Raw genomic sequence first — 23,778 nt, 5'->3', positions numbered from 1 at the left:
CGTGGCTCGTACGCGTTCCGACCACCCCTCGAACCTCACCGTTCACGCCGTCGCCCTGCTGGCCCTGCTGCTCGGCTGGACCGCCCTCCTCGGCCCCGCGGCGGACGCCGCGCCCCGGGAGACGACGGCCGCCCTCGCGGTGCGCGGCGGCGACGTCCTCTACAGCGCCGGTGCCCGCTGCACCGTCGGCTTCAACGCCCGTTCCGGATCGACCGACTTCGCGCTGCTGTCCGGCCGGTGCGCGCAGACGGGCGGCACCACCTGGTACGCCGACGCCGCCCTCACCGTCCCCGTCGGGGTCACGACGGGGATCAGTTTCCCCGGCAACGACTACGCCACCGTCCGGTACACCGGCACGACGGTCGCCCGCCCGGGCGAGGTCTCCCTGGGGGCCGGGGCGGGCACCCGCGACATCACCGCCGCGGCCCATCCCGTCGTCGGCCAGTCGGTCTGCCACGTCGGACGCACCACCGGATACCGCTGCGGCACCGTCCAGGCGGTCAACGTCACGGTCAACTACGGCGGAGGCAGCGTGAGCGGCCTCTTCCGGTCCAACGTCTGCTCCGAACCCGGAGACATGGGCGGCCCGGCGTTCTCCGGCACCACCGCGATCGGCATCATCGTCGGCAGCAGCGGCAACTGCGGCTCGGGAGGCGTCACCTACTACCAGCCGGTGGTCGAGTGGCTGTCGGTGTACGGGCTCAGCATCTACTGACGCCGGGATGGGATAGAGTCCCGAGGCTGACCGCGTGGGGAGCGGCGGCACTCCGCGCCGGGCCTCGGGACAGGCCGCCGCGCTCAACACCGTTTCGGGGGGCCCGCCATGACGCACGCGTCCACACCCATGCCCGGTCAGCACCTGCCCGCGCCCGTGCCCGGCCGTGTGCTGCGTTCGCCGATCGGCCTCTCGCACGCCGTCACCGCGCTGCTCGGCGTCGTCATCGTCGCCGACCTGCTGATCGTCACCGCATCGCTCAACATGCGGGCGTTGATGGGCAGGATGGCCTCGGGCAACACGGTCGCCCTGGACGAGGGCGAGTTGAGCAGGGCCGACTACGCGATGGCCGGATCGGTCGTCCTGTACGGCGTCGCCCTGCTGGCGACGGCCGTGGTCTTCATCGTCTGGTTCCACCGGCTCCGCCAGAACGCCGAGATCTTCGCGCCGGGCGCCCTGAGCAGGTCTCCCGGCTGGGCGATCGCGTGCTGGTTCATCCCCATCGCGAACCTCTGGATCCCGCGGGGCATCGCCGCCGACATCCTGTGGGCCGCGCAGCCCGAGCCCCGCAGCCGGGTGCCGCGCCACCGGGGACTCCTCAACGCCTGGTGGGGCGCCTGGGTCTGGGCCCTCGTCTTCGACCGGTTCGCGTCGAGGGCGTACGACGCGGCACAGGGCGTCGACGCCGTCCGCGACGCCGCGGGGCTGGTCGCGGCCAGTGCCGGGTTCGACATGCTGGCCGCGGTGCTGGCCATCCTCTTCGTGCGCCGGCTGACCGCCGCGCAGCACGAGAAGGCCCTCGCGGGACCGGCGGCCCCGGGCCGTTGACGGCTCCGCGACGCCGACGAGCCGGTGGAGCGGCCCGAACGGTCCCTCAGAGGGACGGGTAGTCGGTGTAGCCCCGGTGGTCGCCGCCGTAGAAGGTGGTCGGGTCCGGTGTGTTGTACGGGCCCCGCGTCGCCAGCCGGGCGGGCAGGTCCGGGTTGGCCAGGAACAGGGCCCCGAAGGCGATCATGTCCGCGGTCCCGTCCTCGACGAGGGCGAGCGCGTCGGGGCCCGTGGACCGGGGGTGGGTGTGCGGGTTGAGGACGAACGTGCCGGGCCAGGTCTTGCGCAGGCGCCCGGTCAGCTCCCGGTCGGCGCTCTCGATCATGTGCAGGTAGGCCAGGTTCAGCTCGCCGAGCCCGGTCACCAGCGTGGTGTAGGTGTCCTCCACGTCCGCCGCGTCCTGCTCGGCGATGTCGTTGTAGGGGTTGGCCGGGGAGATGCGGAAGCCGGTGCGGTGGCCGCCGATCGCCTCCGCCACGGCCTCGGCGACCTCCAGACCGAAGCGGACCCGGCCGGCCACGTCCACACCCCAGCCGTCGGCACGCCGGTTGGCGCCGGGGGAGAGGAACTGGTGGATCAGATAGCCGTTCGCGCCGTGGATCTCCACCCCGTCGAAGCCCGCGGTGATCGCGTTGCGTGCCGCGTCGGCGAAGTCGGCGACGGTGCGGGCGATGCCGTCCGCGTCCAGTTCCCGCGGGGTGACGAAGTCCATCGGCCCCTCGTGGGTGAAGACCTGTCCCCGGGCGGCGACGGCCGACGGCGCGACGGGGTGCAGGCCGGCGGGGAGCAGGCTTGGGTGGCCGATACGTCCGGTGTGCATCAGCTGGGCGAAGATCACACCGCCCTCGGCGTGGACGGCGTCGGTGACCTTGCGCCACGCGTGCACCTGTTCCGGCGAGTGCAGCCCCGGTGTGTCGGGGTAGCCCTGGCCGACCGGCGAGGGCTGGATTCCCTCGCTGACGACGAGGCCGGCGGTCGCGCGCTGGCCGTAGTAGGCCGCCATCAGGTCGGTCGCGGTGGCGCCGGGCCCGTATGCCCTGCTGCGGGTCATCGGCGCCATCACGATGCGGTTGGCGAGGGACCGTCCGGCCACCTCGATCGGGGCGAATGCGTTCGTCATGGGTGTTCCTCGGTGTCGTGGAGTGAAGGGTTGGGAGTCGGGGGCCTCGTCGGCGGCAGGGGTGCCTGCCGCGCCTACTCGGCGGACGCGGGCCGGTCGCGTTCCCTGACGGACCGCTCGACGAGGTGCGCGCACTCGGTGAAGACCGCGACCTGATCCGCGGTCAGGTCGCGTACGGAGATCTCCTCCAGGTCGCGCCACATGTCGGCGATGGGCTGCCTGAGGGCGCGGCCCGCGTCCGTGAGGTGGACCACCATGGCCCGCCGGTCGTGAGGGGCGGGGGTGCGGGTGAGCAGTCCCGCCTCCTGCATGCGGCGCAGGGCCTTGGAGACGGTGGAGTGGTCGAGGCCGACGTGTTCCAGCAGTTCCGCCTGGGTCTGGCCGTCCCGGTCGAAGAGCCGCATCAGCAGCAGTTCCTGCCCGGGGTGGAGGTTCATGGCGCGCAGCATCGCGGCGGCGAGGCCGCGGTGGGCGCGGGCGAGCTGGAAGATGGCGTAGCTCAGCGGGCCCTGGCTCGCGGTGGCCGGCAGTTCCGGTGGGGTGGTGTCTGACATCGCTGGTCCCTCGTCGCGAAGCGTGGAGTCGTCTCGGCCGTCAGCCGACGGTGAGGACGATCTTGCCTCGGTTGTGGCCGGCGTCGCTCGCCTGCTGGGCCTCGGCGGCCTCCGCCAGCGGGTGGACGGCGGCGATCGTGGTGACCAGGGAGCCGTCGGCGGCCTGACGCGCCAGCTCGGCGAGGCGGGCGGCGGAGCGGCGCTGGGGGCCCGCGGCGAACACGATGCCCAGCTCCGCGGCGCGGAAGTCGGCGGTGGTGACGATCCGTTCGGTGCCGCCGCGCAGGGTGATGGAGTCCTCCAGGGCGCCCTTGCCGGCGGCGTCGAAGACGGCGTCCACCCCCTCGGGAGCGAGTGCGCGGACCCGCTCGACCAGGTTGTCGCCGTAGGCGATCGCGGTCGCGCCGAGCGAGGTGACGTACTCCTGGTTGGCGGGCCCGGCGGTGCCGATGACGCGGGCGCCGCGGGCCACCGCGAGCTGCACGGCGATGGTGCCGAGCGCGCCGGACGCGCCGTGGATCAGCAGCGTGTCGCCGGAGGTGATGCCGAGGAGGTCCAGTACGCGCTCGGCGCCATCGCTGGCGACGGGCAGGGCGGCGGCGTGCGGCCAGTCCAGCCCGGCCGGCTTGGGGGCGAGGACGGCCGCCGATGCCAGGGCGTACTGCGCGTAGGCGCCGGTGTCGGACCAGCCCAGCACCTCGTCCCCCGCCTTGAGGTGGTCGACGCCCTCACCTACGGCGTCGACCACGCCGGCGATCTCGCCGCCGGGTACGGCGGGCAGTGCGGTGGGGAAGATCGCCTCCATGGTGCCGGAGCGGATCTTGCCGTCCACCGGGTTGACGCCCACGGCCCTCACCTGGACGCGGACCTGGCCGGGGCCGGGCCGGGGGATGTCGAGTTCGGCTTCGTGCAGGACCTCGGTGCCGCCGAACGTGTCGAAGACGATGGCCTTCATGGCTGCTCTCCTCTGGTGTGCTTCGCCTTGGCCGACCCTTTGTGTGGCCAGCCACATAAAACGTAGCACTTCTTATGTGGCTAGCCAAGTAATTGCTTGGAGGGGTCCCGGGCGTCGGCTCCTCGCCGCCGGCGGGGCAGACGCACGGCCGCCGGTGGTGGATCATGCGGGCATGACCGAGCAGCCGGCGATCAGCACCCTGACCTTGCGGCACCGGATCCCCGGTGACTGGGCCGCGGACCCCTGGGCCGAGGTGCGGCCCCTCGTCGACGGCGTCGACGTCCTCGGGCAAGTCCACCCGGCGGGACTGGCGTTGAGTTGCCGCCACTGGACGGGTCCGGCCGAGACCTGGCCGCTGGCCGTCACGGAGGAGCCTCGCAGGATCATGATCACCGAGCCGGTCTGTACGGCGGGCTGCTGCGGTGCGCTGTTCGTCACGATGCGCCGCGAGGGCGGCGAGGTCGTCTGGGACTCGTGGGAGAACACCAGCGACATGAACGCCCTGCCCGGAGTCATCCGTTTCGACGCCGCCCAGTACGAGGCCGAGCTGGCGCGGGCCGCCGCGGACCGCGGCTGGGAAGAGCCGGTGGACACCGTCGCCCGGCTGCTGGAGGGGGCTCTCCTCGACAGCGGCTGGTTCGAGAGGTGGGGCTGCGTCGTCACCGCGGTCTGGCCGTCCCGCGAGGAGCCCGACACTCCGGAGGAACTCGGCGGCCCCGGGGGCGTCGAGGTCGAGTTCCGCGAGATCGGCGCGCCGGGGAAACGCCCGCGTTCCTACGGCTACGAGCTGCCGGTCACCCACGATCGGCCGCCGGAGGACCAGGCACGACGGCTCGCGGCCCGCATCCTGGCGGACGACCCGCGGAAGGGCGCCGAGATTCGCGAACCGTGAGAACTGTGCGCGGAGAAGCGGAGGGGCCCGGTGCGGGCGGCTACCGTGCGCCCGTGCCGACCGGGGAGCATCCTGGGAGGTGGGCCCCGACGGTTCCGTCCTTCCGAACCAAGGAGCAGGTCATGCCATCCCTGCACTTCCACATGGACTCCTCGATGACGCCCGACGAGGTGATGGGGGTGTTGACCGACTTCACCCCCGCGCGCGTAGAGCGGTGGCCGTCGATCGACGCCGAGCACTTCCAGGTGCACGACCGGGGCGACACCTGGGCCGAGATCACCGAGGGCAATGACAAGACCTGGGAGAACGCGCGCTACGAGTGGGATCCGTCGCACAACCGGGTCACCGTCACCACGCACGACTCGACGCCCTTCGGTCCGGGCGGGTGGGACTTCCGGCTGACGCCGACGGCTGCCGGCACCCGGATCGACGTCAGCCTGGAGCGGCACCCCAGCTCGCTCAAGGCGAAGCTGCTCTCGCCGGTCATCCCGCTCGCGGGGCCGATGTTCCGCAAGTCCTTCAGGGAGCCCCTGAAGGCGACGTAGCCTTCCGCGCCCGCCGGGCATGCGCCTAGGGCGCCCGAGTCCGCCGCGTCAGTGCTCGGCGGACTCGACGGCGTCCCTGATGCCCTGCAGGGCTTCCTGGAGTCCTTCGTTGATGTGCCCGCCCTCCGCCCGCTGCGTGTGCAGTTCGACCTTGAGGCGGGAGGAGGCGTCGCTGGGGCCTTCGCCGACGTGGAGGCGGCCGCGGTAGTCGTGCGGTCCGGGCGCGCCCCACTCCAGGGTCTTCCCGTCCTCCAGGACATGGATCCAGGCCTCGCTGGTCACATCCTGCTCGGGGGCGTCCGGAGGGTCGATGTGCGCGGTGACGGTGACGCGGTCGCCGTCGTGGGGATGTGCGGCCGTCAGGCGCGGCAGGTAGGCGGGCAGGTTCTCCACGTCGGAGAGGTAGTCGAAGAGCCTGCCGGGAGGGACGTTCACCGTGATCGTGTTGTCGTAGTCACCCATGCCGTGCCCAGTGCCCCATCGCCGGGGCGGGCAAAACCGGCAGCCCGGTCGCTCACCCGACAGGACGCGCCCGGGAGGTCGTGACGGGCGGAATGTGCATCCGGGGGGCGCGAGGGAGGCGCGTGCGGTCAACGCCGGGTGCCGGCCTGCCGCACCGTTCCGTCCGGGCTACCCGCTGCGGCGTTCCGGTACGGCACACGCCTCGGTTCTCCCCGGCAGCCGTGAGCGGTTGTCGGCCACCAGGCGGTACAGGACGTGGGCCGCGTTCCGGGCCGGCGGCACGAGCAGGGCCGCCCCGAGCAGGCGCCACGCGCCGCCCGCGCTCAGCAGCAGCTTCGCGACCGCGTCGGAGCCGCCGTAGACCGTGCCGACGGGTGTCACCCACAGCACCTCGTGCGCGGCGCGGTCCCCGCTCACGCCCAAGGCCCCGAGGTCGGCGCGCTGCCGGGCGACGGTGCGGCAGCGGGGCCGTACCCGGCGCTCCAGCACCCGGACGGCGGTGGTGCAGAAACCGCAGTCGCCGTCGAAGACGAGAAGGGGCGAGGTTCGCATGGGTCCATGGTGTCACCGGCGCGGCACCCGGCGGCCTCACCGGGCGGCCAGCACCTCCACGCCGAGCGCCCCGAGCCGGTCGACGGTCGCGTCGTGCGGGCCGGCGTCGGTGATCAGCCCGGTGACCTTCTCCCAGGGCAGGACGCGGTACGGCGACGCCGTTCCGATCTTCTCGGACGAGGCCAGGATGTACGTCTCCGCCGCCCGTGCGGACAGGGCGCGTTTCATCGCCGCCTCGTCCGCGTCCGCGGTGGTCAGGCCGGCGTCGGGGTGGACGCCGGTGACGCCGAGCAGACACAGGTCGGCGGAGACGTTCTGCGCGGCCTCGACCGCGGCGGCGCCGCAGGTCACCGCCGAGTGCTTGAACACCCGTCCGCCCAGCAGGAACAGCTCCGCCCGCGGGTGCTCGATCAGCGCCGTGGCGATCGTCGGGCTGTGGGTGATCACGGTGCAGGTCAGCTCCGCCGGGAGCGCGCGGGCCACGGCGAGGGCGGTGGTGCCGCCGTCGAGGATCACCGAACCGCCCGGCCGGACCAGCCCGGCGGCCACCGCGGCGACCTTCCGCTTGCCGTCCGTGCCCAGCTCCCGCCGGGCGTCGTAGTCCACCACGGCCGGGGACGCGGGAAGCGCTCCGCCGTACACCCTCTGGCACAGGCCCTCCGCGGCCAGGTCCCGCAGGTCGCGCCTGACGCTGTCCTCGGAGATGCCCAGTTCGGCGGCGACGTCCTTGGCCACGACCTTCCCCGTGCGGGCGAGGAGGTCGAGCAGGTGCGTACGCCTCTCGGCAGCCAGCATTCACATTCCTTCCTGGTATTGCACGTTTCTGCATGTATCTTAGCCGTCATGACCGACCAACCGCTGCTCATTCTGATCGCCGGCCCCTACCGCTCGGGCACCGACGGTGAACCGCACGCCATGGCCGCCCACCTCGCCGCTCTGGAAGCCGCGGCCTGGCCCGTCTTCGCGGCCGGCCACGTACCGGTGATCGGCGAGTGGATCGCCCTGCCGGTCCTCCGCTCGGCGGGCGCCGGCCCGACCGACCCCCTCGCCGACCAGGTCCTCTACCCGACCGCCGACCGGTTGCTCGCCCACTGCGACGCGGTGCTGCGCCTGCCGGGCCGGTCCGCCGGCGCCGACCAGGACGTCGCCACCGCCCGCCGCCGCGGCCTGCCCGTCTACCACGACGTGGCCGAGATCCCCCGCCGCACCCCGCAGGAGACCGCGTGAGCGGCCGGCCGGGCGTCGACGTCCCCGACCACCGCGGCCGCACCGGTCTCCACCTCGCCGGACGCGATCTCGACCGCAACCCCGGCGTGCGGGTGCGCGACGTCGAACTCACCTCCCGCGGCTGGCACGTCCTGCGCCGCACCACCTTCGACTACCGGCGCCGCGACGGCCGGTGGGAGACCCAGCGGCGCGAGACCTACGACCGCGGCAACGGCGCCGTCGTCCTGCCCCACGACGCCGCACGCGGCCGCGTCCTGCTCACCCGGCAGTTCCGCTACCCGGCCTACGTGAACGGCCACCCCGACGGCATGCTCGTCGAGGCGGCGGCGGGACTGCTCGACGCGGACGACCCGGACACCGCGATCCGCCGCGAGGCCGCCGAGGAACTGGGCGTGCGCCTCGGCCCCCTCACCCACGTGCTCGACGCGTACATGAGCCCGGGCTCCGTCACCGAGCGGCTCCACTTCTACGCCGCGCCCTACACCCCCGCCGACCGCGTCGAGGCGGGCGGAGGGGTCGAGGAGGAGGGCGAGGACATCGAGGTCCTCGAACTCCCCTTCACCGAAGCCCTCGCCATGACCCTCGACGGCCGCATCGCCGACGGCAAGACCCTGTTGCTCCTGCACTGGGCGGCCCTGCACGGCCCCTTCGCGCCGCGGCGGAGCGCCTGACGCCCGGCCCTCCCAGGGCCCGCGCCGACGCGGTCACTCCGGTACGCGGACCGGGGCCCGGCGCACCGCGAGGATTGCCAGGTCGTCCTGCTGCGCGCCCGCGGTGAAGCCGTGCACGTCGTCCACGAGCGACCGGGTGAGCCGGCCCGCGGTGATGTCGACGTGTCCGCCGAGCCGGGCCTCCAGCGGATAGAAGGCACCGCCGGGCGCACGGGCCTCGGTCAGGCCGTCGGTGCACAGCAGCAGCGTCGCTCCGGGCGGGAACGCGAACCAGGACACCGTGCGCGCCTCCTCGACCAGGTCGGCGAGGCCGAGCGGGGCGTGCGCGGTCCCCGCGCCGACGGTCGTCACGATGCCGTCGTGCAGGAGGTAGGGCGGGACGTGGCCGCAGGTGACGAGCTGCACGTCGGCGCCGGCGTCCACGCCGAGGACGACGGCGGTGACGAACCGCTGCGGCTCGCCGCGCTGGTCCGCGTAGTCGTTGTGGCGGACCACCGCCGCCTCGAGCGAGTCGATCAGCGCGGTCACCGTCGGTTCCCGGTGGGCGGCCTCGCGGAACGCCCCCACCACGTCGATGGCCATGCCGACGGCGGCGAGCCCCTTGCCCTGGACGTCCCCGATCATCACCCGGGTGCCCCACGGGGTGGCCGCCACGTCGTAGATGTCGCCGCCGACGAGCTTGTCCTGCTGCACCGGCTCGTACACGCCGTCCACGAGCACGTCGTCGGTGAGCAGCGGGAGCGGCCGCAGGATCTGGCGCTGCATCGCGGCCGCGGTCGACCGCAGCCGCACCAGCGCCCCCTCGCGCGAGATGCGCAGCCTCGACGCGTACACCGCCAGCACCCCGAAGCCGACGGCGAACAGGGCGAGGACCACCCGGTCCGCGACCCGCTCACCGGACAGGGCCACGGGCACGACCACGACCGCGCTCACCCAGGTCGACACCAGGGCCGTCTGGCGCGGCGTGCACAGCGCCGAGGCGAACGCCGGCAGGAACACCAGCAGGCCGAGCAGGAGCACGGCGGTCCCGGTCAGCACACCGAGGACGACCGTCACCACCGTCGCCGCCACCGTCACCAGGAGGACGGCGCGCGTCCGGGGCGTACGGACGAAGACGTCGTCCTCGTCGCCGTCGTCCACGGAGGCGGCCGCACGCATCGAATCGAACATGCCAGCATCCTCCAGCGGCGGTGTGGCGGAGCGGTGAGGCGTGCCCGTGCCCGCTCCCAAGTGGGTCCGGACGGGTGGCGGGCCGGCCACCCCCACCTGCGGCACAAGGCTTCGGGAGCCCGCTCGCGCACGCGCCGTCCCTGCCGGTGCGGAAGGGGCGCGGACGGTGTAGAGAGGAGTCATGTCGCAGCGACTCGGAGAGGCTCGCCGGCCGGTGCGTTCGAGCCGGATGATGGTCGTCATCCCGATCGCGTGGATCGTCGCGGTGTCGGTAGTCGACGTTCTGGCGCCGCCGCACATCCATCTGGGCCCGCTGCTCGTCGCCGCACCGGCGATCACCCCGCTGTTCGGCGGTCCGTGGACGGTGGGCCTGGTCGCCGCGCTGGCCGTGGTCGCGCAGACGACCATAGGGGTGCTGCGCGACCCCGACGAACTGCTCTCCGCCAACCACGAGGCGCAGATCCTCGCCCTGCTCCTGGTCGGCGCCAGTCTCGTGGTCTTCTGCGCGGTGCGCGAGCGCCGGGCCAAGGAGCTGAGACAGGTCCGGTACGTGTCCGAGACCGCCCAGCGCATCGTCCTGCCGCCGCTGCCCAGCCGGCTCGGCCCGCTGCGCACCGCGTCCCTCTACCTCGCCGCGGAGGCCGAGGCAAAGATCGGCGGTGACCTGTACGCGGCGGTGCGCACCCCGTCGGGCACCCGGCTCATCGTCGGAGACGTGCGCGGCAAGGGGCTGACGGCCGTCCACGACGCCGCCCTGCTCCTCGGCGCGTTCCGCTTCATGGCCCACCGGCGGGCGGACCTCGGGGAGCTGGTCGCCTACCTCGACCGCAGCGTGTGCCAGGACCTGGAGGAGCCGGGCCGCCACGGCGAGACGTTCATCACCGCCACCGTCCTGGACATCCCGGACCGCCACGGCCGGGTCCGGATGGTCTCCTGCGGCCATCCGCCGCCCGTCGTCGTCCGCGGCGGCCGGCCGGCGACGGTGAGCGTGCTCCACCCCGCGCCCCCGCTCGGCCTGGGCCACCTGGCGCATCCCCGCTACCACGTGGAGAGCTTCCCGTTCGAGCCGGGCGAGCTGCTGCTCCTCTACACCGACGGCGTCACCGAGGCGCGCGACACCACCGGCACCTTCTATCCGCTCGCCGAGCGGATCACCGGCTGGACCGAGGAGGATCCCGACGCCTTCCTCGGCCGGTTCGAACGCGACCTGATGGACCACGTGGGCGGACACCTGGACGACGACGCCGCGATGATCGTCATAGGGCGGGGCATGACGTCCGCGGCCTGACCGGCGGGGGCACGGCCGGGTCCCGTCAGGCCCTAGTACCCCATCGGCAGGGTGGGCGCCGGAGGGTGCGACCGGGACTCCGCGTGGGCGGCCGCCGGCGGCACGAAGTAGTCGCTGTCCTTGGGCCGGTCGGCCGCGAGTCCGCGGGGCCGGGGCGCCGGTTCGAGGTGCGGGATGTACTTGGAGCACTGCACGTAGGCCTCGTGCACGCGCAGGTGCACCCAGACGGAGGGCTGCCGCCCGTGCGCCGAGTCCAGGGGGAGGTGCGGGTACACGCGACGCTGCTCCGCGTCGCCCACCAGCTGGGCGGCCCCGTTGACGTGCAGGCCGATGTGATGGTGGGTGAAGTCGACGAAGAGCATGCCCATGTGCGGGTTCTCCAGGACGTTCCCGTTCCCCGCGTGGACCCCGTTGCCCCGGTACTCCGGATAGGTCAGCGTGTACTCGTCGAGGACGGTGACGAATCCCGGCGGTCCGGCCCGGAAGCCGGTGTCGCAGTTGCCGCCGGCGTCGGCGGTCGACAGGAAGACCATCGTCTGCCGCCCGACGAAGTCGCGCATCTGGTCCGTGAGCCGGGGCTGGACCTGCCGGTCGTAGAAGGTCGCGGCCCGGTCGGCCGTACCGAGGTGGCTCTGGAGGAGACGTTCGCCGGCGGAGCCGGGGCGGCCTGCGGGCCGGTCGTTCATATGCGGTTGTCCTCTTCCTTCTCCGGGTGGCCTGGATCCAGAGGGGCGTCCAGCACCGGAACGCCCAGCGGGTCGTGGTGGATCTGGGCGGGAGGCAGCCCGGACCGCAGGAGCACCTGCCGCGCCGCGGCGACCATGCCGGGCGGCCCGCTGAGGTACGCCTCCGTGTGGGCCCCGGCGCCCGAGGCGGCGATGACGTCCGGCAGCGAACCCTCGGCACCGGGGATGTGCTCGTGGGACACGGCGGCCCGGACCGTCAGCCAGTGGTGGCGCTGGGACAGGCGCAGCATCTCGTCGAGCCCGTACAGCTCGTTGCCGGTGCGCGCGCCCACGAAGAGGTTCACGTGGCGGCCCTGGAGCCGGTGCGGGTCGTTCGCGATCTGCTCGATCAGGGCCCGGATGGGGGCGAGACCGGTGCCGCCCGCGGCGAGCAGCAGATCGCGGCCGGAGGGAGCGGACAGCACCATGTCGCCCTCGGGCGGTCCCAGGCGCAGCATGTCGCCGATCCGTGCCCGGTAGACCAGGGCGTGGCTCACATGGCCCCCGGCGACGTGCCGCACGTGGAAGGTGAGGGTCGAGTCGGAGCGGGGCGCGTTGGCCGGCGAGTAGTGCCGCCAGACCCGGGGCCGCCACGGCGTCTCCATGCTCACGTACTGGCCGGCCCGGTAGGGGTAGGCGGGGTCGGTGGCCACCGTGACCTCGGCCAGCGCGTTGCCGAGGTGGCGGTGGCCGACGATCTGCGCGTTCCACACGGCGGGGCGCAGCCGGGTGTCGTCGTCCGCGGCCAGGATCATCGTCTCGGAGGCGATGCCGTAGGCCCGCTGCCAGGCCAGTGCGATCTCCGGGGTCCACGCGGGACCGGCGAACCGGGCGAGCGTCTCCAGCAGGCACTCGCCGACCGCGCCGTAGTGCGCCGTCACCGCCCCGAACTTGCGGTGGTCGCGGCCCAGCCGGGCGCAGAACTGGGCCAGGTGCTCGGGCGAGTCGACCAGGTCCACGATCCGCAGCAGCGCGCGCAGCAGGCGGTCCCGCTGGACGTCCATGTTCTCCGGGAACAGCGACCGGACCTCGGGATAGCGCACGAAGAGGATGGCGTAGAAGTACACCGCCAGTTCCTCGGCCTGGGGCTCGACCACGGCCACGCTGCGGCGCAGCAGGTCGCAGTCGTGCGGGCCCAGTGGCTGGGGGAGGGACGGGGCGCCCTGGCGGAGATGCTGCTGGGGGTCGTTTGCGGCCGGCGGAGTGGGGGGAGTGTCATACCCGTCGAGAGGGGCACGATGGGTGCCGAGCGTCACGCGGCGCCTCGCGCGGGGGCTGACGGTGTTCTGAACCTCATGTCCTCGGTCCGGCCTTCCACGGTGCTCACTTCTTCCACGTGCCCCAGAGTGCCCGGGTGCCTCACAAACGAACATCAATCTTTGGGCAAGACTTAGCTCAGCGGCGTCGTACCTGGCAAGCGGGCGACGCGCTCAGAGGCTACGCACCCCGGAGTGCGGGCCGGGTAGAGGGCTTGTGAGCGGATCATGGAGAGTTCGGGGACGGACCGGGGCGAGTCGTGGTGACCCACTCGTAGTGCCCCCGCCCGCCGAGTCGCCCGACGGCGCGTCGCCGGGGCGGAGTTCGGAAAGGGCAGCCGCGGGGGCACGTGCCGTGGCCGGACGGGCGCTCGGATCGTGCCCCGCCGAGAAGGCGGCCGGGCGAGAGGGTGGCTCCCGCCCGTCGACGCCGTGTGCCGTGTGACGTTCATCCCCCGCACAGAGCGGTCTTGACGGCCGATTCGATGTCGTCGCTCTGCGCGTCCGAGGCGCCCGGGCCGAGGTTCGCCATCACCGTCACCCGGCGGCCCCGGGTGGTGATGCCGGTCGCCGTCTCGAAGCCGAGGAAGTCGCCGGTGTGGCCCCAGAAGCGGCCGCCGCAGGGAAGGGGCGAGCTCTCCAGGCCTAGGCCGTAGGCGCGGCCGTCCGTACCGCCCGTCGGACGGGTCCGCATCATCTCCCGCTGCTGGGCCGGGCGCAGCAGGTCGCCGCGCAGGAGCGCCGCCATGAACCGGTTGACGTCGGAGGCGCTGGAGATCAGCTCGCCGGCCGCGCCGCCGATCGTGGGGCTGACGGCGGTGACGTCCAGGAGCGGCGCGGCCGGGCCCGGCCGGGCGTATCCGCGCGGGTGCGGCCCGGGGATGCCCGGCGCGCGGCCCGGCACGAACGTGTCGTGCAGGTGCAGCGGCCTGACCAGCCGTCGGCGGATCTCCTCGCCGTAGGTGTGGCCGGTGACCTTCTCGATGATCATTCCGACGAGCAGATAGCCGGTGTTGGAGTAGCGCCACCCGGTGCCCGGCTCGAAGGTCGGGGGGTGGGCGAAGGCGATGTCGAGGAGTTCGCGGGTGCCGCGGTGGGTCAGCGGGTCCGCGACGATCTCCCGCGGGCGCAGGTACTGGAGGAAGTCGGGGACGCCGCTGGTGTGCTGGAGCAGCTGCCGGACGGTGACGGCCCGTCCGTCGTTGCCGTGCCCCCGCACGACACCCGGCAGGTAGCGCTCCACCGGCGCGTCGAGGCGCACGCGCCGCTCGCCCGCCAACTGGAGGAGGACCGTGGCCACGAACGGCTTGGTCATGCTGCCGAGCCGGAACCGGCTGTCCGCGCGCATCGGCGTCCGGTGGCGAACATCGCCGACCCCGCTGGTGATCACCGTCCTGCCGCGCCGGTCGCGCACCTCCGCGAGCGCTCCGGGCGCACCGTCGACGGTGGTGACGCGCTCCAGGAGGGCGCGCAGCCGGGCATGGTCCGACGGCCGGCCGGTGCGGGTGTCCGACACGGTGCCGGAGGCCGGCAGGGCGCCGGCCGCGGACGCGCCGCCCAGGGCTCCGACGGCCAGGGTCAGGGCCAGGGTGAGTGCGGTGCCTCGCGCCCGCCTGCGTCTCGTCACGTGGACTCCCTCGGTCGCCGGGGCGCGGAGCGCGCCGCGTTCGGGCGCACGACCAGGATGTCCGCGAGACGCGGGGCGGGGCGATGGGGCGACCCGCAGGCCCCGGGGTGGGGTTGTCCCCCGGGCGGGGCGGCGGCGGTCGGCGCTTGCCGAACGGGCAGGCTGCGCAAGGCGGTTGTCTGCCGGGCGGGTCGTGGGAGCCGCGTGCGGTGCGGTGGGAGCGGGGTGGTCGCCCGGGACGCCGCCGAGGACCGGTGGCTCCCGCACGGCCGTGTCCGCGACCGTTCCCTTGCCCGGTCAGCGGCCGGATACGCGACCGGACCGATGAGTCCCGGCCCTCTCGCCGGTCTCCCTCTTGACGACGTCGTGCAGCGCGATCGAGGAGACCACCATGACCACCACGTACACCTTCGACGTCTTTTCCAGCCTCGACGGCTTCGGTGCCGCCGGCGGCGACTGGACCGGCTACTGGGGCAAGCAGGGCCCGGAGCTGCTCGACCACCGCCTCTCCCTGTACGACCGGGAGCAACGGATGGTCTTCGGGGCCAACACCTACCGGGCGTTCGCCCAGATGCTGGCGGACAGCACCGAAGAATCCGACGTGCGCGACCCCTGGGTGACCCGGATGCGGAACCTGCCGACGACCGTCGTGTCGACCACCCTGGAAGGCCCCCTCGACTGGCCGGACGCCACCGTCGCGAGCGGCGACGCCGTGGACGTCGTCGCCCGGCTCAAGGAGGAGTCCGAGGTGCCGTTGCGCTCGCACGGCAGTCTGTCCATGAACCGGGCGCTGATGGCCGCCGGCCTGGTGGACCGCGTCCAGGTGACGCTGTTCCCCGTGATCACGGGCAGGAGCGGACTGGAACCGATCTTCGGCGGCGCCGAAGACTTCGACCTGGAGCTGGTCGAACGGCGGACGCTCGACGGCGACATCCAGGAACTGGTCTACCGGCCGACCCGGCACGCCTGAGCCGGGCGCTCCCGGTGCCCGGAGCTGCCGGCCCGCGCCCCTGCGGCGAGGCTAGTGGCCGTGCGGCCGCAGCCACCCCGGCCGGTGCGGGGAGGGGTGACGGTGTCCTGCGGTTTCGGTCGGTTCCGTCGCGGCGGGGTCGTCCCGGCCCCCCAGCCGGTCCGCCAGTACGTCGCGCTCCGCGCCGGCCTGCCGGGCCGCCATCCGGTCCGTGCGGCGCCTCCTGCTGCGGCGGCGTGCCAGCACCGTCCCGGCCAGCAGCATCCACATGCCGACGCCGAAGATCAGCGTCAGCGCGATGCCGCCGAGGAACGCCCCCAGCGTGCTGACCGTGAAGGGCTCGCTGCCCAGCAGAGTCACCGTGTAGTCCGGACCGCCGGACAGGTTGTACGCGATCAGCAGACCCGCGAAGGCGGCGGCGCCCGCCATCAGCAGGAGGCCCAGCACCAGCATGGTTCTCACCTCGTCGCACGTGGATGTCCACCAACCGGGTTACCTGGAGGAATCGGGCAAAACGCGGCGTTCGCCGGTCACCTTGGAGGAGGGGAGGCGCCCCGCCCGGGAGGTTCCGCCCAGGATGTCGCCGTCGATCCGCACGTCGAAGGCCAGGTTCAGCCGCATCGGCCTGGTGACGGACTGCCTCCAAGTGAGGCGGTCGCCGTCCAGGGCGACGCCTTCGAGTGGTACCTCCTCCCCGGCTCCGCGCGCGGTGCCGGTCAGGGTTCCGTCGACGCGGCGGAACTCGGCCACGGCCGCGATCCGGCCGATGGGGGTGGAGATGGTGAGGTCCCAGATGCCTTCGGGTGACATGTCGCTGCTCTTCCTGGTGATGTGAGCGGTCGGGCGGGGCGCGTCGGAACGGGGCGCGTCAGAACGGGGCGGGCTCCGGGCCCTCGGCGCGCCAGACGGTGCCGCGCCGCTCGTACGCGAACAGCGTCTCCACGGCGTGGGCGATGCGCGGACCCACCTCGCGTTCGAGCAGGTACAGGCCCAGGTCGAGCCCCGAGGTGACCCCGGCGCCGGTGACCAGGTCGCCGTCGTCGACCACCCGGGCGCGCACCGCGTGTACGCCCGTCGCGTCGAGCAGGTCCAGGCCCAGGTGGTGGGTCGTGGCGTGCCGGCCCTCCAGGAGGCCGGCCATGGCCAGGACCAGGGAGCCGCCGCAGACGGTGGCCACCGTCACCTCGGGGTTCTCCATCGCCGCCGCCATCAGGCGGGGCAGCGCGGTGCCGAGCGTGCGGCCCAGCAGGACGGGGATGGTGTCGTCCCCGCCCTCGGCCGGTGCTCCCGCCTCGTGGCCGGGGGTGTCAGCCGGGTCGCCGACCGGACCCGCCGCGCCCGGCACCAGGACCAGTCCGGGGCGGTCCGGGTCGAGGGCCGCCGTGGCGCGCAGCGCCAGCCCGCCGGTACCGCCGGCCACCTCGCGCGGCCCCTCGGCGGAGACCAGCTCCACGGTCACCGCGCCCGACGACGCGCCGCCCCCGGCGGACAGCACCTCGAAGGGGGCGACGACGTCGAGCGGATCGAAGCCGTCGAACAGGACTATCTGGGCGTGCATGACGAGGTCCTTCACAGGAGGAGGGGGCCGGTCCGTGCCGGGTGCGTCCCGAACGTAACGACTGGTCACCCGCGTCCCCCAGTAGCGGAAGTGACGTCCGTCAACGGGATGCCGCCAGGAAAAATAAATTAACAATAATTGTTGACGCTGCTCTCCGGTGTGGGCCACAGTCGAACGGCCGGCAGTCACCGTCGGCCCGGAGCAGGAAGGCGTACGACATGACGCCCTACGCCCGCCGCGGCGTACACGGCCAGACCGTGGAAGCGCTCGCCCGCCGCATCCTGGGCGGTCGGATCCCCGAGGGAGCCACGCTCGACCTGGTCGCGCTCCAGAGCGAGCTGGACGTGAGCCTGACCGCGCTGCGCGAGTCGCTGAAGGTGCTGGCCGCCAAGGGCATGGTGGACGCCCGGCAGAAGCGGGGCACCTTCGTCCGCCCCCGCGCCGACTGGAACCTCCTCGACGCCGACGTCCTGCGCTGGCGGTTCGAGGGCGGCGGAACCACCGGCTCGGACCGGGCGCTGCTGCGCAGTCTCGCCGAGGTGCGCGCCATCGTCGAACCGGCCGCCGTCCGCCTCGCCGCCGCCCGCCGCACCGACGAGGACCTCGCCGCGCTGGAGACCGCGCTGACCGCCATGGGCGAGCCGGACCCCGACCCCGCCCACGCGGTGGCGGCCGACCTCGCCTTCCACCGGGCCCTGCTCGCCGCCACCCACAACGAACTCCTCGCCCGCATGGAGATGGTGATCGAGCCGGGGCTCGCCCATCGCGACCGCATCGTCCACAGCTCCCCGCACGGCGGTGACCCGGTACCGGCCCACCGGGCGGTCCTGGACGCCGTGCGCGACGGCGACGCGTCGGCGGCGGAGGCCGCCATGCGGGCGCTGCTCGACCAGGCCGGCCGCGACCAGGAACGCGCGGGCGTCCCCGACGACGGCGAAGCGGGCACCCCGCCGGCACCTGCCGGACCACCCCCGACGACACCGGCCAAGGCACCCACGACGACACCGGCCCAGGCACCCCCGACGACGGCGAAAGGCGGCCCCGCCCAGTGAAGATCACCCGTATCGAGACGTTCATGGTCCCGCCGCGCTGGCTGTTCTGCCGCGTCGAAACCGACGACGGTGTGGTCGGCTGGGGCGAACCCGTCGTCGAGGGCCGCGCCGAAGTCGTCCGCGCCGCCGTCGACGTCCTGGCCGAGCAGCTGATCGGCAAGGACCCCCTGCGCATCCAGGACCACTGGCAGATCCTCACCAAGGGCGGCTTCTACCGCGGCGGCCCCGTCCTGTCGAGCGCCGTCGCCGGCCTCGACCAGGCCCTGTGGGACATCGCCGGCAAGACCTACGGCGCGCCCGTGCACGCCCTGCTCGGCGGCCCCGTGCGCGAGCGCGTCCGGGTCTACGCCTGGGTGGGCGGCGACGAGCCCGCCGCGCTCGCCGAACAGATCGCCGCCCAGGTGGAGGCCGGCTTCACCGCCGTGAAGATGAACGGCGCCGGAGCGGTCTCCCCGCTGACCACTCCCGCCGAGACCGCGGCCGTCGTCGACCGGGTCGCCGCCGCCCGCGAGGCCCTGGGCCCGGACCGCGACGTCGCCGTCGACTTCCACGGCCGCTTCACCGCCGCGAGCTCCCGCCGGATCCTGGCCGAACTCGCCCCCCTGCACCCGCTGTTCGTCGAGGAACCGGTCGTGCCCGAGCAGAGCCACCTGCTCGCCCGGCTGGCCGCGGCCACCGACATCCCGCTCGCCACCGGCGAACGGCTCTACGGCCGGGCCGAGTTCCTGCCCGTGCTCGCCGCGGGCGTCGCGGTGGCCCAGCCCGACCTCTCCCACGCCGGAGGCGTCTCCGAGGTGACCCGCATCGCCTCGCTCGCCGACACCTACGGCGCGCTGCTCGCCCCGCACTGCCCGCTCGGCCCGATCGCGCTCGCGGCCAGCCTCCAGGTCGCCTTCGCGACCCCCAACTTCCTCATCCAGGAACAGAGCCGCGGCATCCACTACAACAAGAGCGCCGACCTGCTGACGTACCTCGTCGACACCGAGCCCTTCCGCTTCGTCGACGGGCACGCGCCCCGCTGCGACGCCCCCGGGCTGGGCGTCGACGTCGACGAGAAGGCCGTACGCGCCGCCGACCGCGACGGGCACGCCTGGCGCAACCCGGTGTGGCGGCACGCGGACGGCTCGTTCGCCGAGTGGTGAGCACGGGCGCTCACCGGTACCGCCCCGGGCCCCGGCACCGCCCCGGGCCCCGGTCCGCCGCCGGACGGGACGGCGTCCTACGCTGACGGGCAGGCCCGCCGCCACGCGCGGCCGGCCTGCGAAATCCCCGAGAAGGAGACCTCCTGTGGATCTGCGAGCGGCCCTGGCCGTCCACCGACTCGTCGCCATCGTGCGCGGAGCCGACGCCGAAGCCGCGCTGCGCACCGTACTGACCCTGGCCGAGGAGGGCGTGGACCTCATCGAGGTGTCACTGACCGGCGCGGACGCCCTCGGCGTCATCGAGCGGGCCAGGAAGGCCCTCGGCCCCGGCCGTCCGCTGGGCGCCGGCACCGTCCTCACCGCCGACGACGCGCGCGCCGCCCACCGCGCCGGTGCCGACTTCGCCGTCACCCCCGGCCTCGGCGAGGGCGTCCCGGCCGCCCGCGACCTGGGCATGCCGGTGCTCGCCGGCGTCATGACGCCGACCGACATCCTCACGGCACGCACCCTCGGCGCCGACGCGCTGAAGATCTTCCCCGCTGCCCAGGCCGGCGGTCCCGCCTACGTCAAGGCGCTGCGCGGGCCGTTCCCGGACGCACCGCTCGTACCCGTCGGCGGCGTCGACGAAGCGGCCGCCCGCGCCCACCTGGCGGCCGGTGCCACCGCCGTCGGCGTCGGCTCCCCGCTGGTCGGCGACGCCGCCGACGGCGGGAGCCTCGACGCCCTGCGCGACCGCGCCCGCGCCTTCCGGGCCGCCGTACGCGAGGCACGGCCGTGACCGGCGCGCGCCGCACGCGGCCCTCCGCACGGACGGCCGCGGGCGACCCCCTCGGGGTGGACCGCGGCGGCCGGTCGTGGACGCCGGCCGCTCAGCCCCGGCACGACGCGGGGACCGCACCGCTCGCCGCCGTCCCCGGGCGGCCGGCATGAGCGCCGCGAGCGCCTGGCGCCTTGCCCCGGGTCCCGTGGTCTGCGTGGGAGAGACCATGGCCGCCATGGCGCCCGAACCGCCCGACGCCCTGGACCGCGCCGAGTCCGTCCGCCTCTCGGTGGCGGGCGCGGAGTCGAACGTCGCCATGTACCTCGCCGACCACGGGGTGCCCGTCTCCTGGCTCTCGGCGGTCGGCGACGACGCCCTCGGCCGGCGGGTGCGGGCGGCCGTCGCGGGGGCCGGCGTGGACGTCTCGGGCGTGCGGACCGACCCGGACCGGCCGACCGGCCTGCTGCTCAAGGACCCGGGCGCCGAGGGCACCCGGGTCACCTACTACCGGAAGGGCTCGGCCGCCTCGGCCCTCGGCCCCGGCCTCCTGGACGACGAGCGGGTCGGCGGGGCCGCCCTCCTGCATCTGACCGGCGTCACCCCGGCACTGTCCGGGTCCTGCCGGGCCCTGGTGGAACGGGCGCTGCGCGTCCCGCGCGAGGAGCGTCCCCACGCGGTCGCCTTCGACGTCAACCACCGCGCCGCGCTGTGGCCGCCGGACACGGCACCCCAGGTCCTGCGCGACCTGGCCGGCCGCGCCGACATCACCTTCGTCGGCCTCGACGAGGCCCAGGACCTGTGGGGCGCCGGCCTGACCGCCGACGACGTGCGCGGACTGCTCGGCGGCCCCCGCGTCCTCGTCGTCAAGGACGGCGCCCGGAGCGCGACCGCGTACACCGGCGACGACGCGTGCACGGTGCCCGCCCTGCGGACGGACGTCGTCGAACCCGTCGGCGCCGGCGACGCGTTCGCCGCCGGATTCCTCGCCGGCCTGTGGCGGGGCGCCGGTCTCACCCGGGCGCTGCGCCTGGGTCACCTCACCGCGACGTCCGCGCTGCGCGTGGTCGGGGACCACGGGCCCCTGCCCGGCGCGGCCGCCGTCGAGGCGCTGCTGGACCTCACCGACGAGGAATGGCGGCAGCGGGGTCAGGCGCCGATGTCGTAGAGGACGAACTCCTCCCACGAACCCGTGATCTCGGCGGAGCGGGCGCGCAGCGCGTACTGGAGCGAACCGGTGTAGCCGTTCTCCATGGTGACGAAGAGGCCGTTCAGCGTGGACTGGAGCGCGTAGCGGTCCAGGCTCTCGTTGTAGTACAGGACGAACCGCTCCCAGCCGCCCACGCTCGTGGAACGGGCGCGCAGGACGTTCTGCGCACTGCCGGTGTAGTTCTTCTCCACGGCCACGTAGCGGTTGTTCGCGAGGGAGCGCAGCGCGTAGGTCTCGCTCGCCTCGTCCCACTCGAAGGCGAAGCCCTCCCAGGAGCCGCCGAACTCGGCGGAACGGGCGCGCTGCACACCGGTGTTCGGGGCCGGGTAGTTCACCTCGGTGGCCACGAAGCGGTTGTTGCGGACCGACTGCAGGGCGAGCAGGTCGGCCTCGGCGGCGGCGGCGAGCGGCGCCCGGCGGGCCTCCGCCCCGTCCGTCACGCGCGCCAGCTCGGCCGCGTCCACCGCCTCCCAGCCGGCGGGCGCGGCCGGCCGCTCGGCGACCGGCGCGGCGACCGCCGCGGGAACGGCCAGACCGGTGACCGCCACCAGGGCGCTCAGGGACAGCAGAACGGAAGTCGTACGTCTCACGGGAATTCCTCGGCTTTCCTCATACGGAGCACAGGGTGACGAGACCGATTTCTCCGCACCCCCCCAGGACCGCCGTCGCCACCCCTCCCCGGGCACGTCGGCAGCCGCCACGCCCTCTCGGCGAAGCTTGATCAGCATAGATACGCGGATGTGCGACAAGGACCGGATCAGTCGCCGATTCAAAGAAATTCGACCGGAATTTCACGGCGTTACGGATTCCGTGAATTCCCGTTAATTCGAGCGCCATCCACCGTTTCCTCGTGCTCGGGCGTGCTCCGGTCGGGGCACGCCGGACCCGGCCGGATACTCCCGCCTCAGTACCCCGGGTGCCTCCCGCCGCCGGACGACCGCGCGGCCGTTCGCCGGGAGCGTGGAGGGCGTGAAACTCAGCCGACCCGCACGCCGGGCCCTCCTCGTCGTCCACGTCGTCGTCTCCGCCGGCTGGCTCGGGCTCACCCTCGGGCTGCTGGCCCTCGGACTCACCGCGGTCACCACCGCCTCCCCGGCCGCGGTGGCGGCCGCCGTCCGCGGCATGAAGCTCTTCGCCGACTGGCTGCTGCCGCCGCTCGCCGTCCTCACCCTGCTCAGCGGACTGGTGCTGGCCCTCGGCACCCACTGGGGGCTCGCCCGGCACCGGTGGGTGTTCACCAAGTTCTGGCTGACCCTGGCCACCACGGCCGCCACCGTCCTCGCCCTGCGCCCCGGCGTCGACGGCGCGGTCACCGCCGTGGCGGCGGGGGAGCCGCTGCCGGACGCCGGGGACGTCCTGTTCGGACCGGTCGTCTCGCTCACGGCCTATGTCTTCATGACGGTGATCTCGGTCCTCAAGCCCTGGGGACCGACGCGCCGCGGGCGCAGGAAGCGCCCCGGCGGGCTGCGACGGGAGGGGCCGGTTCGTAGCATGACGTCATGAACGGCACAGTCCCCGACGTGATGCGGGCGGCGTACATCGACGCCGTCGGTCCGGCCGACGCCATCCGCCACGGCCCCCTCCCGGTGCCGCCGGCGGGACCCACCGACGTCCTCGTGCGGGTCTGCGCCGTCGCGGTCAATCCGGTGGACACCTTCGTCCGGTCCGGCGCGTACGCCACCCCGCTGCCGCTGCCCTTCGTCGTCGGCCGCGACCTGGTGGGCGAGGTCGCCCACGCCGGGCCCGGCGCGGCGGGCTTCACCCCGGGGCAGCGCGTGTGGTGCAACAGCCTGGGCCACGCGGGCCGGCAGGGCTCCTTCGCCGAGTACGCGGCGGTCGCCGCCGACCGCCTCTACGCGGCGCCGCCCGGCGTCGACGCCGAACACCTGGTGGCCGCCGCCCACCCGGCGGCCTCCGCCTGGCTGGCCCTCTTCCGGCACGGCCGGCTGCGGGCGGGCGAGACGGTGTACGTCGGCGGCGGCGCCGGGAACGTGGGCGGCGCGGCCGTGGCGCTGGCCGCCCGCGCCGGGGCCCGGGTGATCGCCACCGCACGGGCGGCGGACGCGGCCGCGGTCCGTGCACTGGGCGCCGCCGAGGTCCTCGACCACGCCTCGCCGGACCTCGCCGAGCGCGCACGCCGGGCGGCGCCCGACGGCTACGACGTCCACCTCGACACGTCCGGGCACGGGGAACTGGCCGACGCCGTGGAGTCGCTGGCCATGGGCGGACGTCTGGTCGCCATGGTGGGGCTGGGCGGCGGGCCCGCCCCGCTGCCGGTGAGCCGGCTCTACACCAGGGACGCGAGCATCGTCGGCTTCGCGATCAGCAACGCCACCACCGCCGACCTGGCCGAGGCCGCCGACGGTGTCGTGGAGGCGCTCGTGGACACGCCGTGGCGCCCCCGCATCGCCGACCGCCTGCCCCTGGCGAGGGCGGCGGAGGCCCATCGCAGGCTGGAGGCCGGGCAGGTGCGCGGGCGGCTGGTGCTCACGCCCTCCTGAG

At 74.1% G+C, this 23,778-nt stretch carries 28 protein-coding genes; 14 read left to right on the top strand and 14 right to left on the bottom strand.

What is annotated here, in order from left to right; translation table 11 throughout:
• Position 1: 1 nt before the first annotated feature.
• Positions 2–715, top strand: a complete 714-nt coding sequence (locus tag IE108_RS25685) for a S1 family peptidase (protein ID WP_064731045.1) — start codon at positions 2–4, stop codon at positions 713–715.
• 108 nt (positions 716–823) lie between these two features.
• The gene (locus IE108_RS25680) at positions 824–1,543 is read left to right on the top strand and encodes a DUF4328 domain-containing protein (RefSeq protein ID WP_229852370.1); all 720 of its coding nucleotides are present in this window, start codon (positions 824–826) and stop codon (positions 1,541–1,543) included.
• 46 nt (positions 1,544–1,589) lie between these two features.
• Here IE108_RS25680 and IE108_RS25675 read toward each other — a convergent pair whose 3' ends face one another.
• From IE108_RS25675 to IE108_RS25665, 3 genes are all read right to left on the bottom strand, one after another.
• Positions 1,590–2,663 (bottom strand): alkene reductase, encoded by a 1,074-nt coding sequence (locus tag IE108_RS25675; RefSeq protein ID WP_064731047.1) that lies wholly within the window; start codon positions 2,661–2,663, stop codon positions 1,590–1,592.
• 74 nt (positions 2,664–2,737) lie between these two features.
• Positions 2,738–3,217: a MarR family winged helix-turn-helix transcriptional regulator gene (locus IE108_RS25670; protein ID WP_064731048.1), complete on the bottom strand. Its 480-nt coding sequence runs from the start codon at positions 3,215–3,217 to the stop codon at positions 2,738–2,740.
• A 40-nt stretch (positions 3,218–3,257) separates the two neighbouring features.
• Positions 3,258–4,172: an NADP-dependent oxidoreductase gene (locus tag IE108_RS25665; protein ID WP_064731049.1), complete on the bottom strand. Its 915-nt coding sequence runs from the start codon at positions 4,170–4,172 to the stop codon at positions 3,258–3,260.
• Between the two features lie 172 nt (positions 4,173–4,344).
• Between IE108_RS25665 and IE108_RS25660 the strand changes: the two genes are divergently transcribed.
• Together IE108_RS25660 and IE108_RS25655 are read left to right on the top strand one after the other, a co-directional pair.
• Positions 4,345–5,064, top strand: coding sequence for a hypothetical protein (locus tag IE108_RS25660; RefSeq protein WP_064731050.1), 720 nt, complete (start codon positions 4,345–4,347; stop codon positions 5,062–5,064).
• A 122-nt stretch (positions 5,065–5,186) separates the two neighbouring features.
• Positions 5,187–5,609, top strand: coding sequence for an SRPBCC family protein (locus tag IE108_RS25655; protein WP_064731051.1), 423 nt, complete (start codon positions 5,187–5,189; stop codon positions 5,607–5,609).
• Positions 5,610–5,657: 48 nt separating this feature from the next.
• Here the strand turns inward: IE108_RS25655 and IE108_RS25650 are convergent, their stop codons facing one another.
• The 3 genes from IE108_RS25650 to IE108_RS25640 all read right to left on the bottom strand — a co-directional run bounded on the left by IE108_RS25650 (position 5,658) and on the right by IE108_RS25640 (position 7,418).
• Positions 5,658–6,071 carry an SRPBCC family protein gene (locus IE108_RS25650; protein ID WP_064731052.1) on the bottom strand — a complete coding sequence of 138 codons (414 nt, stop codon included), beginning with the start codon at positions 6,069–6,071 and terminating at the stop codon, positions 5,658–5,660.
• 168 nt (positions 6,072–6,239) lie between these two features.
• Entirely contained in the window at positions 6,240–6,623 is a 384-nt protein-coding gene (locus IE108_RS25645; protein WP_064731053.1) for a thiol-disulfide oxidoreductase DCC family protein, read from the bottom strand.
• Positions 6,624–6,659: 36 nt separating this feature from the next.
• Positions 6,660–7,418, bottom strand: coding sequence for a DeoR/GlpR family DNA-binding transcription regulator (locus IE108_RS25640; RefSeq protein WP_064731054.1), 759 nt, complete (start codon positions 7,416–7,418; stop codon positions 6,660–6,662).
• A gap of 48 nt (positions 7,419–7,466) precedes the next feature.
• Here IE108_RS25640 and IE108_RS25635 point away from each other — a divergent pair, with 48 nt between their 5' ends.
• Together IE108_RS25635 and IE108_RS25630 are read left to right on the top strand one after the other, a co-directional pair.
• Positions 7,467–7,850 (top strand): hypothetical protein, encoded by a 384-nt coding sequence (locus IE108_RS25635; protein ID WP_064731055.1) that lies wholly within the window; start codon positions 7,467–7,469, stop codon positions 7,848–7,850.
• Positions 7,847–8,521 (top strand): NUDIX domain-containing protein, encoded by a 675-nt coding sequence (locus IE108_RS25630; protein ID WP_064731056.1) that lies wholly within the window; start codon positions 7,847–7,849, stop codon positions 8,519–8,521. The genes IE108_RS25635 and IE108_RS25630 overlap by 4 nt, the downstream gene beginning before the upstream one ends.
• Positions 8,522–8,554: 33 nt before the next feature.
• Here IE108_RS25630 and IE108_RS25625 read toward each other — a convergent pair whose 3' ends face one another.
• Complete coding sequence (locus tag IE108_RS25625) at positions 8,555–9,691, bottom strand: PP2C family serine/threonine-protein phosphatase (protein WP_064731057.1); 1,137 nt, start codon at positions 9,689–9,691, stop codon at positions 8,555–8,557.
• A 181-nt stretch (positions 9,692–9,872) separates the two neighbouring features.
• Here IE108_RS25625 and IE108_RS25620 point away from each other — a divergent pair, with 181 nt between their 5' ends.
• Complete coding sequence (locus IE108_RS25620) at positions 9,873–10,979, top strand: PP2C family protein-serine/threonine phosphatase (protein ID WP_064731058.1); 1,107 nt, start codon at positions 9,873–9,875, stop codon at positions 10,977–10,979.
• A gap of 32 nt (positions 10,980–11,011) precedes the next feature.
• Here the strand turns inward: IE108_RS25620 and IE108_RS25615 are convergent, their stop codons facing one another.
• The 3 genes from IE108_RS25615 to IE108_RS25605 form a co-directional block, all read right to left on the bottom strand.
• The gene (locus IE108_RS25615) at positions 11,012–11,665 is read right to left on the bottom strand and encodes a pyridoxamine 5'-phosphate oxidase family protein (RefSeq protein ID WP_064731059.1); all 654 of its coding nucleotides are present in this window, start codon (positions 11,663–11,665) and stop codon (positions 11,012–11,014) included.
• The gene (locus tag IE108_RS25610) at positions 11,662–12,960 is read right to left on the bottom strand and encodes a globin domain-containing protein (protein WP_229852368.1); all 1,299 of its coding nucleotides are present in this window, start codon (positions 12,958–12,960) and stop codon (positions 11,662–11,664) included. The genes IE108_RS25615 and IE108_RS25610 overlap by 4 nt, the downstream gene beginning before the upstream one ends.
• A 448-nt stretch (positions 12,961–13,408) precedes the next feature.
• Entirely contained in the window at positions 13,409–14,587 is a 1,179-nt protein-coding gene (locus IE108_RS25605; RefSeq protein ID WP_064731060.1) for a serine hydrolase domain-containing protein, read from the bottom strand.
• 391 nt (positions 14,588–14,978) lie between these two features.
• Between IE108_RS25605 and IE108_RS25600 the strand changes: the two genes are divergently transcribed.
• Positions 14,979–15,557 (top strand): dihydrofolate reductase family protein, encoded by a 579-nt coding sequence (locus tag IE108_RS25600; RefSeq protein ID WP_064731061.1) that lies wholly within the window; start codon positions 14,979–14,981, stop codon positions 15,555–15,557.
• A gap of 51 nt (positions 15,558–15,608) precedes the next feature.
• Here the strand turns inward: IE108_RS25600 and IE108_RS25595 are convergent, their stop codons facing one another.
• Genes IE108_RS25595 through IE108_RS25585 form a run of 3 tightly spaced genes read right to left on the bottom strand, consistent with a single transcriptional unit; the run spans position 15,609 to position 17,115 of the window.
• A complete protein-coding gene (locus IE108_RS25595) occupies positions 15,609–16,010 on the bottom strand; it encodes a hypothetical protein (RefSeq protein ID WP_064731062.1) in 402 nt (133 codons plus the stop codon).
• Between the two features lie 39 nt (positions 16,011–16,049).
• Complete coding sequence (locus IE108_RS25590) at positions 16,050–16,367, bottom strand: hypothetical protein (protein ID WP_064731063.1); 318 nt, start codon at positions 16,365–16,367, stop codon at positions 16,050–16,052.
• 58 nt (positions 16,368–16,425) lie between these two features.
• Positions 16,426–17,115, bottom strand: coding sequence for a DJ-1/PfpI family protein (locus IE108_RS25585; protein ID WP_064732073.1), 690 nt, complete (start codon positions 17,113–17,115; stop codon positions 16,426–16,428).
• Positions 17,116–17,333: 218 nt separating this feature from the next.
• Between IE108_RS25585 and IE108_RS25580 the strand changes: the two genes are divergently transcribed.
• From IE108_RS25580 to IE108_RS25565, 4 genes are all read left to right on the top strand, one after another.
• Entirely contained in the window at positions 17,334–18,167 is an 834-nt protein-coding gene (locus IE108_RS25580; RefSeq protein ID WP_079163758.1) for a FadR/GntR family transcriptional regulator, read from the top strand.
• A complete protein-coding gene (gene dgoD, locus IE108_RS25575) occupies positions 18,164–19,309 on the top strand; it encodes a galactonate dehydratase (protein ID WP_064731064.1) in 1,146 nt (381 codons plus the stop codon). Before IE108_RS25580 ends, dgoD begins: the two co-directional genes overlap by 4 nt.
• A gap of 145 nt (positions 19,310–19,454) precedes the next feature.
• On the top strand, positions 19,455–20,087 hold the full coding sequence (locus IE108_RS25570; RefSeq protein ID WP_064731065.1) for a bifunctional 4-hydroxy-2-oxoglutarate aldolase/2-dehydro-3-deoxy-phosphogluconate aldolase: 633 nt from the start codon (positions 19,455–19,457) through the stop codon (positions 20,085–20,087).
• A 148-nt stretch (positions 20,088–20,235) separates the two neighbouring features.
• Entirely contained in the window at positions 20,236–21,234 is a 999-nt protein-coding gene (locus IE108_RS25565; RefSeq protein WP_064731066.1) for a sugar kinase, read from the top strand.
• Here the strand turns inward: IE108_RS25565 and IE108_RS25560 are convergent.
• Entirely contained in the window at positions 21,216–21,866 is a 651-nt protein-coding gene (locus IE108_RS25560) for a fascin domain-containing protein (RefSeq protein WP_064731067.1), read from the bottom strand. The genes IE108_RS25565 and IE108_RS25560 overlap by 19 nt on opposite strands.
• A 379-nt stretch (positions 21,867–22,245) precedes the next feature.
• Between IE108_RS25560 and IE108_RS25555 the strand changes: the two genes are divergently transcribed.
• Both IE108_RS25555 and IE108_RS25550 read left to right on the top strand, forming a co-directional pair.
• Positions 22,246–22,779 (top strand): DUF2269 family protein, encoded by a 534-nt coding sequence (locus IE108_RS25555; RefSeq protein ID WP_107420341.1) that lies wholly within the window; start codon positions 22,246–22,248, stop codon positions 22,777–22,779.
• Complete coding sequence (locus tag IE108_RS25550; protein WP_079163759.1) at positions 22,776–23,777, top strand: NADPH:quinone reductase; 1,002 nt, start codon at positions 22,776–22,778, stop codon at positions 23,775–23,777. The genes IE108_RS25555 and IE108_RS25550 overlap by 4 nt, the downstream gene beginning before the upstream one ends.
• Position 23,778: the final 1 nt, after the last annotated feature.

Origin of the sequence: Streptomyces parvulus (assembly GCF_014648855.1) — a bacterium.
GTDB lineage: Bacteria > Actinomycetota > Actinomycetes > Streptomycetales > Streptomycetaceae > Streptomyces > Streptomyces parvulus.
This window is presented reverse-complemented; position numbering and strand designations above follow the sequence as displayed.